15 protein-coding genes, 1 tRNA gene and 1 riboswitch are annotated in these 14754 nt (G+C 35.5%); of the genes, 6 read left to right on the top strand and 10 right to left on the bottom strand.

Going from position 1 to position 14754, the window contains the following annotated elements; genetic code table 11:
- Positions 1-149: 149 nt before the first annotated feature.
- From K8L98_RS20270 to K8L98_RS20250, 5 genes are all read right to left on the bottom strand, one after another.
- Positions 150-1064: a class I SAM-dependent methyltransferase gene (locus tag K8L98_RS20270; protein WP_223437575.1), complete on the bottom strand. Its 915-nt coding sequence runs from the start codon at positions 1062-1064 to the stop codon at positions 150-152.
- A gap of 281 nt (positions 1065-1345) precedes the next feature.
- The gene (locus K8L98_RS20265; protein WP_223437573.1) at positions 1346-1732 is read right to left on the bottom strand and encodes a RidA family protein; all 387 of its coding nucleotides are present in this window, start codon (positions 1730-1732) and stop codon (positions 1346-1348) included.
- A 24-nt stretch (positions 1733-1756) separates the two neighbouring features.
- Positions 1757-2950 (bottom strand): MalY/PatB family protein, encoded by a 1194-nt coding sequence (locus K8L98_RS20260; protein ID WP_223437571.1) that lies wholly within the window; start codon positions 2948-2950, stop codon positions 1757-1759.
- An 18-nt stretch (positions 2951-2968) separates the two neighbouring features.
- The gene (gene malX, locus K8L98_RS20255) at positions 2969-4528 is read right to left on the bottom strand and encodes a maltose/glucose-specific PTS transporter subunit IIBC (RefSeq protein WP_223437570.1); all 1560 of its coding nucleotides are present in this window, start codon (positions 4526-4528) and stop codon (positions 2969-2971) included.
- 309 nt (positions 4529-4837) lie between these two features.
- The gene (locus K8L98_RS20250; protein ID WP_223437568.1) at positions 4838-5599 is read right to left on the bottom strand and encodes a MurR/RpiR family transcriptional regulator; all 762 of its coding nucleotides are present in this window, start codon (positions 5597-5599) and stop codon (positions 4838-4840) included.
- 572 nt (positions 5600-6171) lie between these two features.
- Positions 6172-6275, top strand: a riboswitch (TPP riboswitch).
- A gap of 113 nt (positions 6276-6388) precedes the next feature.
- Between K8L98_RS20250 and tenA the strand changes: the two genes are divergently transcribed.
- The 4 genes from tenA to K8L98_RS20230 are packed head-to-tail and all read left to right on the top strand — an operon-like array spanning position 6389 to position 9968.
- The gene (gene tenA, locus K8L98_RS20245) at positions 6389-7072 is read left to right on the top strand and encodes a thiaminase II (RefSeq protein WP_223437566.1); all 684 of its coding nucleotides are present in this window, start codon (positions 6389-6391) and stop codon (positions 7070-7072) included.
- The gene (locus K8L98_RS20240; RefSeq protein ID WP_223443630.1) at positions 7072-7668 is read left to right on the top strand and encodes an ECF transporter S component; all 597 of its coding nucleotides are present in this window, start codon (positions 7072-7074) and stop codon (positions 7666-7668) included. The genes tenA and K8L98_RS20240 overlap by 1 nt, the downstream gene beginning before the upstream one ends.
- Entirely contained in the window at positions 7646-9241 is a 1596-nt protein-coding gene (locus K8L98_RS20235; RefSeq protein WP_223437564.1) for an ABC transporter ATP-binding protein, read from the top strand. Before K8L98_RS20240 ends, K8L98_RS20235 begins: the two co-directional genes overlap by 23 nt.
- Positions 9231-9968 carry an energy-coupling factor transporter transmembrane component T family protein gene (locus K8L98_RS20230; protein WP_223437562.1) on the top strand — a complete coding sequence of 246 codons (738 nt, stop codon included), beginning with the start codon at positions 9231-9233 and terminating at the stop codon, positions 9966-9968. The genes K8L98_RS20235 and K8L98_RS20230 overlap by 11 nt, the downstream gene beginning before the upstream one ends.
- Before the next feature lie 430 nt (positions 9969-10398).
- On the opposite strand, the gene K8L98_RS20225 is transcribed toward K8L98_RS20230, so the two are convergent.
- The 4 genes from K8L98_RS20225 to K8L98_RS20210 are packed head-to-tail and all read right to left on the bottom strand — an operon-like array spanning position 10399 to position 12835.
- Positions 10399-10548: a hypothetical protein gene (locus tag K8L98_RS20225; RefSeq protein ID WP_223437560.1), complete on the bottom strand. Its 150-nt coding sequence runs from the start codon at positions 10546-10548 to the stop codon at positions 10399-10401.
- Positions 10549-10566: 18 nt separating this feature from the next.
- Entirely contained in the window at positions 10567-11580 is a 1014-nt protein-coding gene (locus K8L98_RS20220; RefSeq protein WP_223437559.1) for an alpha/beta fold hydrolase, read from the bottom strand.
- Between the two features lie 36 nt (positions 11581-11616).
- On the bottom strand, positions 11617-12039 hold the full coding sequence (locus K8L98_RS20215) for a hypothetical protein (RefSeq protein ID WP_223437557.1): 423 nt from the start codon (positions 12037-12039) through the stop codon (positions 11617-11619).
- A 22-nt stretch (positions 12040-12061) separates the two neighbouring features.
- On the bottom strand, positions 12062-12835 hold the full coding sequence (locus K8L98_RS20210) for an SDR family oxidoreductase (protein WP_420828881.1): 774 nt from the start codon (positions 12833-12835) through the stop codon (positions 12062-12064).
- A 400-nt stretch (positions 12836-13235) separates the two neighbouring features.
- Here K8L98_RS20210 and K8L98_RS20205 point away from each other — a divergent pair, with 400 nt between their 5' ends.
- Positions 13236-13415: an LAGLIDADG family homing endonuclease gene (locus tag K8L98_RS20205; RefSeq protein ID WP_223437555.1), complete on the top strand. Its 180-nt coding sequence runs from the start codon at positions 13236-13238 to the stop codon at positions 13413-13415.
- A 1-nt stretch (position 13416) separates the two neighbouring features.
- On the top strand, positions 13417-13878 hold the full coding sequence (locus K8L98_RS20200; RefSeq protein WP_223437553.1) for a spore coat protein: 462 nt from the start codon (positions 13417-13419) through the stop codon (positions 13876-13878).
- Positions 13879-14303: 425 nt separating this feature from the next.
- On the opposite strand, the gene K8L98_RS20195 is transcribed toward K8L98_RS20200, so the two are convergent.
- Positions 14304-14376: transfer RNA gene (locus K8L98_RS20195), tRNA-Ala, on the bottom strand.
- Between the last annotated feature and the right edge of the window lie 378 nt (positions 14377-14754).

Genomic DNA, 14754 nt, shown 5'->3' with positions numbered 1-14754 from the left:
AAAGTTTTGAACTTAAAGTAACATAAGCAGTTTATTTCAATAAAAAAGCATATGATTTTAGACATATTAGACTGCGAATAAGCTTAAATAATATACAACCTCCCAATCCTTAAGGATAGATTGAGAGGCAAGTCTGTTTCACTGAAATATTATTTTTTTATAGCATGGATATAATGAATCGTTTCGAATGCAGACAAATAATCTGTCCGATTACTAAAGAAAAGGTCATTTATCGCAGCTGGCGATAAATGTTCATAAATTAGTAAACCTGATTTCTCTAACATATTCTCGATTTCAAAATAAGTGAAACACGATTTCATTGGTTCTCCACTTACTGAAGCCATTTTCACCATATTTTCAACTCTATTAGACATACCTTTTTCTTTAAAGAGTTTTTCGTCTGCATAATCAAAAACTATAGAACTTCCTGATGGGACTTTAGCAAATAAATTATTTATCAAGCTTGAATTTTCTTCTTTAGTTAAATAATAAGAAACGCCCAATAAGCTAAAGAAAGTTTTTTTGTTATTGAATCCTTCATCTATTAGATTTTGATAAGAAAACTTATCGGTAAAGTCCATAGAAACGAAATGAAGATTACTCGGGATTTTAAAATTGGCATTATCCAACTTTTTCTTTTTGAAATCCTGTGTAGCTGGATAATCAACTTCAAATATTTCTAAGCTGTTTTTCAATTCTGGATGTCGGAAACAAAAAGTATCTAACCCAGCTCCAAGTATGACATATTGTTTTAATCCTAACATTACTTCATTAAGTAATACTTTTTCGCAATACGCAGCTCGTGCTAGAGGCGTTGGAGAAAGCTGGACTTGGGTAATCCATTTTAAAATTTCATCTGGATCATTTTGAAACCTTAGAGCAATATCTTTGTTGAAAAACTGTATTCCTTGAATCATATTCTCACTAATGTCTGAAAACTCTTTTTGGGATATGAGATCTTTTAAAATAAAATCATCGAAAATTTTTAGTGTGTCATATTTACTGTGATAGGCTCGACCAAAAGCTGCTATTATGGAAGTTAAACTGGACTCATTATGCTTCATACAATTATCCTCCCGTATAAACAAAAATAAGATTCCCCGGCCAGGAGAATCTTATTATACACAGGAATTTTTAAAAGGTAAATTATAGCATAAATAAATTTTTTTGTCAATAAAAATACCTATTTTAAATCTAATATATTGCCATTAAAGGGCGTAATTCTTATTCTCTTTAGTAAAAGGGGTGTAAGCGAAGCCTGAACAACTTCGCTTACACCTACTTCATTATGCATTCCATATATGAAGTAACCTTTACCTTCATTGGATGGAGCAAAGATCTGATGTCAGTTGTCTTCCGCCAAAGCAATAACTTCGACTTCACATAATACACCTTTAGGCAGCTCTTTAACTGCTACACAAGAACGTGCCGGCTTATTCTCAGTGAAGTATTGCTCATACACACTGTTGAAGTCTGCAAAATCAGCCATATTCGTTATAAAACAAGTCGTTTTAATCACAGTATTAAACGAAGCATTGCCTTCTTCTAAAACAGCTTGTACATTTTTCATGACTTGATGTGCTTGCTCAGTAACCTCTCCATCTACTACTTCTCCTGTATTAGGATTAACTGGGATTTGGCCTGAAGTAAAGAGTAATTTATCTAACTTTATTGCTTGAGAGTAAGGTCCAATTGCTGCTGGTGCTTCTTTAGTGAAAATTGTTGTTAACACGCTTCATTCTCCTCTTAAAGGTAATTATTTATATTTATTTTCAAGATAATCTAAAGCTTTTTTAAATCTCTGTAATCCATCGATTACTTTTGAAGAGGGGCATCCCACATTCATACGCAAGAATCCTTTTCCATCTTTTCCGTACATCTCCCCCGGCATTATGGCTACTTTACCATGATGAATCAGTGCATCTTGCAGTTGTTCATCAGTATATGGCAGCCTAGATATGTCAATCCATGCTAAATAGGTTGAATCAGGAATTTCTAAATGGGCAGAAGGGATATGGGTATCAAGAAATCCCTTCACTAGTTCCATGTTTTTTTCAATATAAGCGTTTAATTCATCCACCCATTGACCACCGTCAAGATAAGCAGTCATTAATCCAATTGCACCTAGAGTACTTGTGGAAGAAAGTCCATCTATATTCTTCAAGGTTATGAGGAAACGCTCCTTTAATTCTTGATTAGGTATAATCGCATAGGATCCTCCTAATCCAGGTGTATTGAATGTTTTGCTGGCTGACGTACAGATACACACATGATCTAGATTTTCTGCAGCATTTACAATTGGAATATGCACATTAGGCCTGCTTACAATATCCATATGAATCTCATCGGAAATAACATAAACCTGATATTTCTTGCATAGAGCAATCATTTTTTTTAATTCTATTTTTGACCATACACGTCCAGTCGGATTATGAGGACTGCATAATAGAAAAACTTTTGCACGAGGATGAGCAAGTTTTTTCTCTAAATCCTGAAAATCAATGAAGTAAGAGCTATTTTCATAAAGCAGCTTGTTCCCAGAAAAAAACCGCTTATTTTCTTCTACTAGTTTAAAGAAAGCATCATACGCCGGAGTTTGGACAACGACATGATCCCCCTCTTCTGTCATGTGTTCGATCAGCTTTGAAATCGTATAAATAACTGTAGGACTATATATAATCCAATCCTCTTTAATTGATGTAGAAAATCTCTTCAGGTACCATTGTTGAATTGCACCTTTAAACTCTAGATGATTCCATCTCGTATATCCAAAAATCCCATGGTCTACACGCTTTTTTATTGCAGTTAGTATTTCGGGCGGGCATAGAAAATCTGTATCTGATATAGAGAATGGCAAAAGGTCCTTTTCTCCAAATCGATCTTCAATATAGTCCCATTGAGTACAATAGGTACCTAATCTATTTACTACTTCATCAAATGAATAGTTCATTTTAATCAAACCTCATCTTTATGCTAATTTATCCAATTGTGTTTTAACAGATGCTACTTGTGTTCCTATAATAACCTGTACATTATGTTCATCAAGTACAACAACACCAAGTGCTCCACACTCTTTTAAGACGGGTTGATTTACTTTATCCATATCTTTCACGACAAGACGTAAACGAGTAATACAGTTATCTAATGACTCAATATTTTCTTTTCCGCCTAACGCACTTAAAATTCGATCTGCATCATATTTCCCTTTTTTCTTATTAGTAATGATTTCTTCACTAATTTCTTCGGTTGCTTCTTCACGTCCAGGAGTTTTCAAATTGAATTTTGCAATTGCGTACCGGAACACTGTGTAATAAACAGCAAACCACACGATCCCTACTGCGAGTACGAGATACCATTTAGTATAGGTGCCTTGTAATATCCCGAAGATTAAAAAGTCTAATACACCGCCATCCGTGTTGCCGATAACCACTCCAAGCAAAGACATAACCATAAATCCTAATCCTGTCAGGACTACATGAATTCCATATAACACTGGTGAAACGAACAAGAATAAAAATTCAATAGGTTCTGTAATTCCGGTTACAAAAGCAGCAAGAACACCAGAAATTAATAGCCCTTTAATTTTCTTGCGATTCTCAGGCCGGGCAGTATGATAGATCGCTAATGCAACTGCTGGTAATCCAAACATAAATGATGGCATTTTACCTTGAGATAAAAAGGCTGTTACGGAAGGACTAATTGCTTCTCCACTTTTTAACTGAGCATAGAAAATATTTAATGCACCGGATATCGTTTGACCATCAACAATTTGCGTACCGCCTGCTTCTGTAAAACGAATCATCGCTACAAGAATATGGTGTAATCCAAACGGAAGCAGCAATCTCTCCCCGGCACCAAATAAAAATGGGCCGAATGCGCCTGATTGTTGAATGATTGACCCTACTCCTGCAATTCCAAGTGCAAATATTGGCCAAATGATCGGAAGCAGAATCCCAACAACCGCCAATGTCAAAGAAGTAATAATTGGAACAAAGCGTGCTCCTCCAAAAAATGCAAATGCGTCTGGCAGCTGGATATCGTAAAACTTATTGTGCAGGAGATAAACGATAACCCCAACAATAATCCCGCCGAGGACTCCCATTTCTAAGGTTTGAATTCCCATTACCATTCCTTGTCCAGCCTCGCGCAACTTTTCTGCTTCAGCAAGCTGATTGGTTTCAGTTAAATAAAAGTTAATAGATAAATGCATGATCACATAACCGATAAATCCAGAAAAAGCAGCTACACCTTTTTCATACCTTACAAGTCCCAATGGAATGGCCATTGCGAATAATACTGGTAAGTAGGTGAATGCAAAACCGCCGATTGTAGACATAAAACTAAAGAGTATTTGTAAAATAGGATTTCCTAAAAAGGGGATGGTTTCAATCGTAGTTGGACTTGTAAATGCACTTCCGACCCCTAACATTAATCCCATGAATGCTAACAGTGCCACAGGTAGCATAAAAGTTTTCCCTAAGCCTTGAAAAAACTCCCAAAAATTCGATTTCATGCTTTTCTTTTTCATACTGGACTCTCCTTTTTCCAACGTCAGGTTGCGAGCAAGCTGCTCATGTAAGTTTTCTATCAACTTACGGGTATAGCATAGCTTTATTAGTACTGTGTTGCAATCGCTTTCATGTTTGTTGTACACAGTTACTTTTTTTGTAACGAGCTTACATACAAAAAGAGTATAGAAGTTCTGAAATCCCGCTCATATTCTTTACCTCACCTCAAAAATTAAGTCTGAAAGGGTTTCTTTTATTGAAGTTTTAAGTTTCGTTCCCTTTGCCTTCATAAAAAAAAGTTTCTAGTATTTACTAGAAACTTCTTAGTACTAATGATTCATATACGTCAGGATAATGAAATCCAAAATAATGCTTAACGGAAATCTCGAACTCATATCTAATTCGCCATAATATCCGTTTGTAATATGTGCATGAAAAGTGAGATCAACTTCTTGTTCCAACCGGCTATTCCGTCGGCCAACGACGGCTATTGTCTTTACGTTCTTCTCTTTTAATATATTTGCAAACTCTAGTATATGTAATGTTTCTCCACTATATGATACTAAAATGGCTAAATCATTTTCAGATAAACTATTGGCCACGCATCTTAGTTCATCCCAATCTTCACGTGCACTGCAGATTCTTCCTGAAAAGGTAAGCTTTCTAGCAGCTTCCACACAAGTTGGAAGTGATGCCCCAACCCCAAAAAACTCAACATAATTACTTTCTTTAATATACGCTGCAGCTTTTTGAATCTTTTCTTCATTGAGATTCTGTAAGGTTTGCTCCATTTCTTTTTTTACTCGATCTATTTGAGTCAATATCGTATTAGAAGAAATAATATTTTCATCATCTTTATCATGATCAACATATTTACTTAACGTGTATTTTAAATCTTGGAATCCCTCGTAGCCTAACTGTTTACAAGTTCTGCTAATCGTTGCGGTTGATACAAATAATTCTTTGGCAAGATCATTCACATTGGACTGAACAACGAAATTCGGGTTTATTAAAATATAGTCTAATACCTGTTTCTCTAACTGGCTTAATTGATCTCTGCGTTGAGATAATCGCTTTAAGAATGTTTTCATCGTTCATCACCACTCTATATTATTCCTTATACTATAGCATATCCATGAAACTCTAAAACAAAAGCTTTTATTGGTATACAGTAATCTTGGGATCATCTTTTTTTCATCTTCAGTTCCATTTTAGTTAATCACATTACCTATGTCATTTTATGCAAGTTCCAGAAAAAAGAGTCAGGATCATTTCTGATGGAATCAAAGTGGTACGGTGGATAATAAATTGATTCCTGCCGAAGGAAAACTAAAAGGTAAGCACGTAAAGATTCTGCCATCAATGTTGAGAGCAGTGAGAACTGCACTTTTTGATTGCTGTAAAATCTGATGTCAGCTGCAAATATACAGCTAGAATTGCGCTCTTTAATTATATTGAGGCCAATTAATCGAAGAATTTCTTGTGGGATTTATGGAGATTTTGAAATGATTCTTATTAAAGGTGTCTCATTATCCCGAAACTTCTAATCATAACTTCAGGGCTCTTTAACAAATGGAGTTAACAAAGTTTCATACTAATCCTGTAATTATAAATTGATTGACTTTAATAGAAAGCATGTGTACAGTAAATATTAAATTAATAGGAAGACCACTAGGGGAGCCATTTTATGGCTGAGACAGGAGTTATCCTGGACCCTTTGAACCTGATCTAGTTCATACTAGCGTAGGAAAGTGGAGTCCGTGTATGAATATATACAATTATTCTGCCGCTCCATTTTTGGAGCGGTTTTTTCGTATTTAACTTATAGTAGCCGCTCCCTATAGTGTCTTCCCGTTATAACCAATAAGGGGGCTAAATATATGAGTTTTTCAGCAGAACTAAGAAAAGAAGCAAATCCTATCTTTCATGCGATTTTCGAACATCCTTTTGTCCAAGGAATTGCCAATGGGGAATTAAAAAAGGAACAATTAATTCATTATGTTAAACAGGACTTTGAATATTTGAGTTCCTTTATCAGAATCTATGGAATAGCGGTCTCGAAGTGTGAGAATCGTGAAGATATGGATATGTTTAATCAGCAAATTTCATTTATATTAAAAAGTGAAATCCACCCGCATAATAACTTTTGTCAAGTAGCGGGAGTTCCATATGAAGTATTACAAGGGTATCCGTTATCACCATCTTCCCATCATTACATACGTCATATGCTTACAGTTGCACACGAAGGAACACTAGGGGAAATTTTAGCTGTCTTATTACCATGTCCGTGGACATATTGGGAGATTGGGAAAAGAATATTAAATGAAGTTAATCCAGACCGCTCTCATCCATTTTATGATTGGATAAATTTTTATGGGAATCGTACAGATTCGATTACAACCAAATTTTGTGACCGGATAGATGAGTGGGCAAAGGAAGCAACAGAGAGAGAAAAAGAAAAGATGAAAGAACATTTTTTAATAAGTTGTCAGCTTGAATATATGTTTTGGGATATGGCCTATAAACTCGAAGAATGGCCTGTGAAAATGGAGGTAGTTAAGTGATGAGCTGGAAGATGAAAGAAGTAGTTCTTGCTGTCATTCTAGCGGTGGCTTGTGGAGTTATTTATTTAGGATGGTCTACTCTTTGGATTCCGATTTCCGCTATTGTGGGGCCGGTGGGCGCAGGATTTATGTTTGGGATTTGGGTGATTGCCAGTCCAATAGTAGCGTATATTATCCGAAAACCGGGTGCGGCGCTTATTGCAGAGGTTGCAGCGGCAGCAGTAGAGTTATTAACAGGAAGTCATTTTGGTCTATCGGCCCTTTTAATTGGCGTCTTTCAAGGTATTGGTTCAGAAATCGCATTCGCGATATTCAGATATAAACGCTACAACCTGTTTACATTAATGCTGTCTGGGGCTCTTGCAGCGGTTGGAAGCATGATCTATAACTTAATCGCCAACGGTTTTGGATATTACACGACAGAAGTATTTTTTGTTACGTTAGTAATTCATGTGATAAGCGGAATGATTCTCGGTGGCTGGTTAGCGAAAGCAGTCGTGGACTCACTGGCAAAAACAGGTGTTTTAGAACAATATGAAATTATGAAGGAAAAAAGGAAAAGGGAACACTTAAATGGAAATGTTTCTGGGATGTAAGGATCTATCTATTCGCTTTTATAATCGTTCTGAAAAAATACTCAGCAATATCACATTATCAATAAATAAAGGTGAGAAAGTATTAATACTAGGGCCTAGCGGGAGTGGGAAATCTACTTTGATTTCCGCTCTTGCAGGTATTATCCCTGAGCATATTGAGGCAGAAGTGAGTGGTGAAGTATTCCTCAGGAAAGATGCCGGCGTTATGTTTCAAGATCCTGATTCTCAATTTTGTATGCTTCATGTGGGTGAGGAGATTGCTTTTAGTCTCGAAAACCGATCTATTCCGCGAAACGATATGGACAAAATGATTTCTGACTTGATGGATAAAGCAGGGCTAAAGATAGATAAGAAAACACCAATTGAAACATTATCCGGTGGTATGAAACAAAGGTTGGCATTAGCTTGTTTATTAGCATTAGAACCAGAAGTCTTGTTCTTTGATGAACCAACAGCCCAATTAGACCCTGCTGGCAGGAACGAGATATTTGATTTATTGAATCAAATTTCGCAAAAGACAAACCAAACGATGGTTTTTGTAGAACATGTATTAGACGGCTGCATCGAATGGATGGATAGGGTCGTGATCATAAATGAAAGCGGGAGTATTATCGGGGATGGGAAGCCGAAAGAGATTCTGCTGAATTTTAATAATCAAATGAAAGAAGCTGGTATTTGGAGGCCGAAATTATTTCCGGAAAAATGGATGGAAGTTGTTCATAATAACTCACACCCGTTATCTATCAAACTTTCAAATATGATAGAAACGAAGTCAATTTCAAAAACCAAAGAATACAAAAAAGAGGATATTTTTATCAGCATCGAAAATGTTGAAATTGGTTATAGGAAGAAGGCAATAGTGAGAGACATTAATATAAAAATCCATAAAGGGGAATGGATTTCGATTGTAGGTGAAAATGGAAGCGGGAAAAGCACCTTCTTAAAAAGTCTTATTCGCTTGGAGCCAATTAAAAAAGGGGAAATTCACTTTCAAGATACTGAACTGAAAAAATGGTCAGATCGAGAATTATATGAAAAAGCGGGCTTTGTTTTTCAAAATCCAGAACTTCAATTTATAACGGATACGGTATTTGATGAAATTGCCTTTGGCGGCCGACAAAGAAATTGGCCTGAAGAGCTGATTCATACAAAAACGAACCAATTACTACAGGAGTTTGGATTGGAATCTTATCACAATGCTCACCCTTTTACATTGAGTTTAGGACAAAAACGGCGGTTAAGTGTAGCGACTATGTTGTTGTTTGATCAAAATTTATTATTACTTGATGAACCAACTTTCGGTCAGGATGAAAAGACAGCCAGAGAGCTTATTAAACGCCTGAAAGAGAGACAGGAACAGGGAACAACCATTGTAATGGTGACTCACGATATGGATTTAGTTGATGATTTTTCAGATAAAGTAATTCTCTTCAACAAAGGGAGAGTGACCTATCAAGGGACACCATATCGGTTGTTTTCTGATCAAAATCTTCTATGTAAAAGTGCGTTAATTCCGCCGCTCCATTACCAATTGATGCATGCACGAAAGGAGAGTATTTTTTATGAAGGCTAACCATTCATTTCTCGCTACTCTAAATCCTTCATGCAAATTACTTTCCCATTTTTTAATTATGTTTATATTGATGACAATTTCACATCCAAAAGTGACTTTATTGATATGGTTTTTTGCGGTATTACTCGGGATATTTTTAGGCGGATGGCGAATTTCATTCCTTATGAAAAGGCTTTTTCCTTATTTAGGATTTTTTATTCTTGTATTTTGGATGATGGCGGCATTTGGTGAAGGGCAAGAAACAATTTGGAAATGGGCCTGGTTTCATATTACCCAAGAGAGTATGAATCATGGCTTAACTTTAGCATTACGTATGTTAGGGTTTGTAACGTATGGATTATTATTCACCTCTACAACAGACTTAACTTTGTTCATTATGAGTTTGATTCATCAATGTAAACTTTCACCTAAATGGGCGTATGGGCTATTAGCAGGGTTCCGCTTTATCCCATTATTCCAATCTGAACTAAACCAAATGAAGACTGCTCATAAAGTAAGAGGCTATAAGCAAAAAAATAGTTGGAAAGCTTTTATGAGGTACTCTTTACCGCTGTTTACTCAAGGAATACGAAAATCAGAACGAATTGCTATAGCAATGGAAGCACGTGGATTTACGGGTACAAGACACCGAACGTATTATCAAACAACTAAAATAGCAGCAAAAGACTTGGTCTATTTATTTTCTTTGTTAATAGTTGTACTGGGAATTCTTATTTTTATTGAATAATGAGGCCTTTCGCAAACTGGCTGATAGTTTTCCTAATGAGGAAAGTTGATTATACTTATTATTAATCTTGTAAACTGGACAGTTAAACCCGCATCAAATGCTATTAAAAAAGAATCAATTCAAATAAAATTTCATTAAATAACGCTTTATGAAGCGGTGACTCCCTTCTTCATTGAGAGCAGAATTTGTAAAATAGATAAAGCTCGTAAATGGCATTATGGTATTGTTAATTAACTTTTCTTAAGTATTCAGAAAACGCAGCAAACAGCTAGGCGTATTGGGTTGTTTGTTGCGCTCCTAATTGAAAATATTGGATCTTTAGTAAAACCTGGATTAAAAGGTGTTACTTTACTTATCTAATAGTAGAAGCACCTGATGGAACATTTACACTTACACCTTGAACATGCAGTAAAATGGTACTTTATTTTCTTTAAACAGTGAAAGCTAGTGAATGAATGTCATATTTATTATTTAATGCAGCTAATTTGAGGTCAGCAAGGAAACTGTAATATACGATGCCAGAAAACCCAGTCAATTCAATGTATGGATCTGTTTCGTAATATTGATACATGTTCTCCAAATTAATCTCCTTTCTTACTTAAGATCTTGGGGGAAGCCATTGATCTATATACTCAGGTAAATGTCCCTTTTTCACTGTAAAGCCGGCATGACCATTTTTGCTTAGTGCGTACGTTTTATCCTTACTGGAAGCAAGTTCAATAATTGAATATGTCTGCTCTTTTGATACTAGCCGATCTTCCTCTGAAGATATAACCAGTAAATTACACGTGATATTCTTTAGATTAGCTTTCTTGCCATTTATTAAAAGTTTTCCTTTAACAAGTTTATTATCTTTCACTAAGTCATTCATAAGATTTCTAACTGTAGCTCCTACAAGAGGAAGATAACTTTTCATCCATCTGTTAAAGCTCAGCCACTTTCGTACATAAGCTTCATCATTTGCACGGCTGATAAGGGAGAGGTAAGGAGTAATGTAGACAGGTGAGGTAAGAAGGCGCATTCCTACTTTTACAAATGCAGGCGGCAGGATTCCGAAAACAGTAATAATTTCATCAAAATTCACAGCGTCTTCTCTTAATGCTTTAGCCCAGGTATCAAAGGATGGAACTGTGCTAAAATCTAGAGGTGTTACGTATAAAATTAAGTTCTTTACAGGTTCTTTAGCAATTGCTGTATAAATTGCAGCTAATGTTCCTCCCAGGCAGTAACCTATTACAGTAATTTCTTTAGCATTAGAGTGTAACAATGCTCTCTGAACACCTTTTTGAATGTACTTTTCAATATAATCATCCAAAGTTATATCCTTATCTTCATACCCAGGTGTTCCAAAATCAATCAAGTACACGTCAAATCCATTTAATATAAATGATTCGATCACACTGAGACCAGGGTGAAGGTCCAAGATATCAGGTCGGTTAACCAGAGAATATATAAGAAAAATAGGAGTAATATATTTCTTTTCTGGAGATGGATAATACCATAAAGTAGCTTTATTCCTTTTCCATATAGAGTATCTAGACAAATTAGAATTTTTGGTATCAATAGAAGAGAATATGTTATTAATACCTAATATTTGATTTTTATTTTTCATCTTACCACCACTTTTCAATTCAATAATATTAGCTTTTTAGCCTCTTCTTCTTTTTGTATTTTTCATTAGGATGAGAGTATCATTTCTTTGTTTGTCCTCTTGAAGGTTAATTCCTTCTTTTTCTTCTTTTATCAGGAGCCTTTTAACATCCTCAATTGATTTATTAAGCTGCATCATATTTTCTTCCAATGAATCTATTTTTTCTTCAGATTGGATAACGAGTTTTGATGTATTAGCAATATCGTTCTTTGTAGGAAAGTTAAGGATATTAGAAATAATTTCCATAATCTGTTGGAGTTGAACTATTTTCTTTGCTTGTAAACTGCTTTTCTCTGAAAGTGTTTTAATTACCTTTTCATTATTTAATCTTTTTTGAATATGAGCGTTTAGTTCCCTCTCTGTCTTAAGTCCATATTTCTTAATAATATCGGCCAATGGAGTATCTTTTTTGTTGTCCAAATTTTATCCCCCTTTAATTAAACTAAACTTGTGCGGTTATTCCACCATCGACAACTAGAATATGACCAGTCACATAATTGGAAGCATTAGATGCTAAGAAAATAGCCGCTCCTTTTAGGTCTGAATCATTTCCAAAACGTTTTGCAGGTACTTTTCCCAATATACTCTGACTTCCTTTCAGAATTTCTTGAGTCATCTTAGTCGGGAAGAACCCTGGTGCAATTGCATTTACTTGGATATTGCTGCGTGCTAATTTAACGGCTAAATCTTTCGTAAATGTCATAACGGCCCCTTTACTTGTGTTATAGGCAATTGTGTCGAGAAGCTCTGGAGCAGTCCCTCCAAAACCTGTGACAGATGCGATGTTAATAATTTTTCCTCCTCCTTGCTTCACCATGACTTTTCCTGCTTCCTGACTAAATAAAAATACTCCTTTTAAATTTACATTCATTACTTTGTCCCATTTGTCTTCAGGCAGTTCAAGTGATGGAGATATCCAAGATGTACCACTGTTATTTACTAAAATATCTACTGTTCCGAATACCTTCATTGTTTCAGATAATACATTTTTTATGTCCTGGTGGTTAGTAACGTCACATTTAAGGGCAAGTGTTTTTGTACCTGTTTTCTGTAGCTCATCACACATCGATTCACATGCTTTTATGTCACGTGAGCATAAGACAATATTAGCGCCAGCTTCAGCAAGAGCTATTGCAATCTGGGATCCAAGACCTTTACCTCCTCCAGTAACAATAGCGGTTTTGTTTTTTAAATCGAAATAGGAAAGCATAACTATTAAAATCAACTCTTTCTGTATAATTTTTATTTAAATGGCAATAGAAGAAAAAAAGACAGGTGAAAATCTCACCTGTATAAATAGGAAGGAAAACAACAGAATTATAGATTGACCATCTAATAATAAATCCGACTACAATATATAATTCTATAATTATAGAGTATGCAAACTTTTAAGTAATGGAATAGGTTATAGATATGCATAAAAAGCACATTTTTGTCATTTGAGGTCGGAAAAATTGTTGAAAAAATTATGAAGATTCTTCCGCAAGATAATGTCCATCCAGATGATTTCTCCGAAACATATAAAAAAATAGTCGAAAAATGTGTATTTGCCGGAGTATATTCCCCCAATCGACTGCTCACTTCATGAATAAAATATGGTGAAAGGAGAGATCGCTATGGACAGGAATACAACAAACCTATTTGTTCAAATGCTATTAGAAAAATACGGTATTAATTCAAAGCTCAGAGCCATTCCAGAGGAGAAGAAGAAGCCTCTAAAACAAATGGTTACTCAATTAAATGATCAAGTAGAAGAATTTCTTAAGAATGTAATGACTCAGAAAGGGGGGAAATAAATTGGCTAGAAACAGAGTGATTTTTCAAAATTGTAATGGAAATGGCGTTGGCGGTGAAAGAGAAAATGAAAACAATCAACTTGAAGGAATAGAAGTTTCTCAAAGAGCTCGAAACAGTGCTCGTATTTCTCAAAGATCTTCAGAAAGAATTAAGATTGTAGATTCTACTGATGTGAACGTATTAACGATTGATGTGCAGGCTGCAGTTGCACTTCAAGCAGCAATTCAAGCAGCAATTACCCTAATTGTCAGACTTTCATTTGCTGATGATAGTGAGCAAGCTGATAGATTTACTCAAGAGTTGTTCCAGTTTGCAAGAATTGAACAAGAAAATGAGCAAGAAATTATCATCCAGGATTCTCATAATGTTAACGTAGGCGCATTAGATTTAGATGTTGTTGTTACAATTCAAGTTTTAATTCAAGTATTAGCAGCTTTAGCAATCAGCTTGGATATCCTTTAAGTTTCAACAATAGAAAAAATTTGTTCTCTATATAACGGGTTCCGTTTTGAGGAGAAAGCATAAAAATAAAGCCAAAATGGGTATTAAATTGCACTGCAATTTATACCCGTTTTTTTGATGATATAAAAGGTTGGAATGGAGATTAGCAACGTATTTAGCAGAAAAAAATGCAAGGGGATTTGTTGAAGCGGGATAACATTATATATACCCTGCAAAATGAGAACTGATTTCTAAGTGAATTATCTTGCATATTTAGACAAAAAAGAAGTTTGAGAATACAAAAAAAGCCCTGAGTATGTACATCGGGCCTTTTAATAATTAAGAAGGCTATTCCGCAATAGCCCCCTTTAGAAGAAATACAATTTAGAGAAATTCTTCTTTTGAATGAAATTAGAAAAACCCTTGATATTCAAGGGTTTTTTTGATGGAGCATAACGGGATCGAACCGATGACCTCTACGCTGCCAGCGTAGCGCTCTCCCAGCTGAGCTAATGCCCCGTATATAGGAATCTGCAAAATTTCATTTGCGATATTATAAATTATACTGCCTCTGAAGCATTCTTGCAATAGGAAGTAACAGTCAAAACAAAAATATTTTGACTGTTACTTTAGAATAGACTATTAAAGCCTCACTCACTCTCAACCACGCTCGAAAAGTCCTCATACACATACCCATTAATTACGATATCCAAGTTATGAAAATAGCGGTGCAGGGTTTGGATGGTGTCGGCGTTTCCGTTTATGACACTTTCGGAATGGCGGATAATGGACTCAAAGTCCATTTTTAGTGCTTTCACCAAGCGGGTCGAAGTGTTTAAGTTGCCGATTCGGTCCCAGCCTGTGGTTTCGGTATAGAAAACGGAAATCGCCAATGAA

It is taken from the genome of Metabacillus dongyingensis, assembly GCF_019933155.2.
In the GTDB taxonomy this organism is placed as follows: Bacteria; Bacillota; Bacilli; order Bacillales; family Bacillaceae; genus Bacillus_P; species Bacillus_P dongyingensis.
Note: the sequence above shows the minus strand (reverse complement) of the source record. Positions and strands in the feature narration are given on the sequence as shown.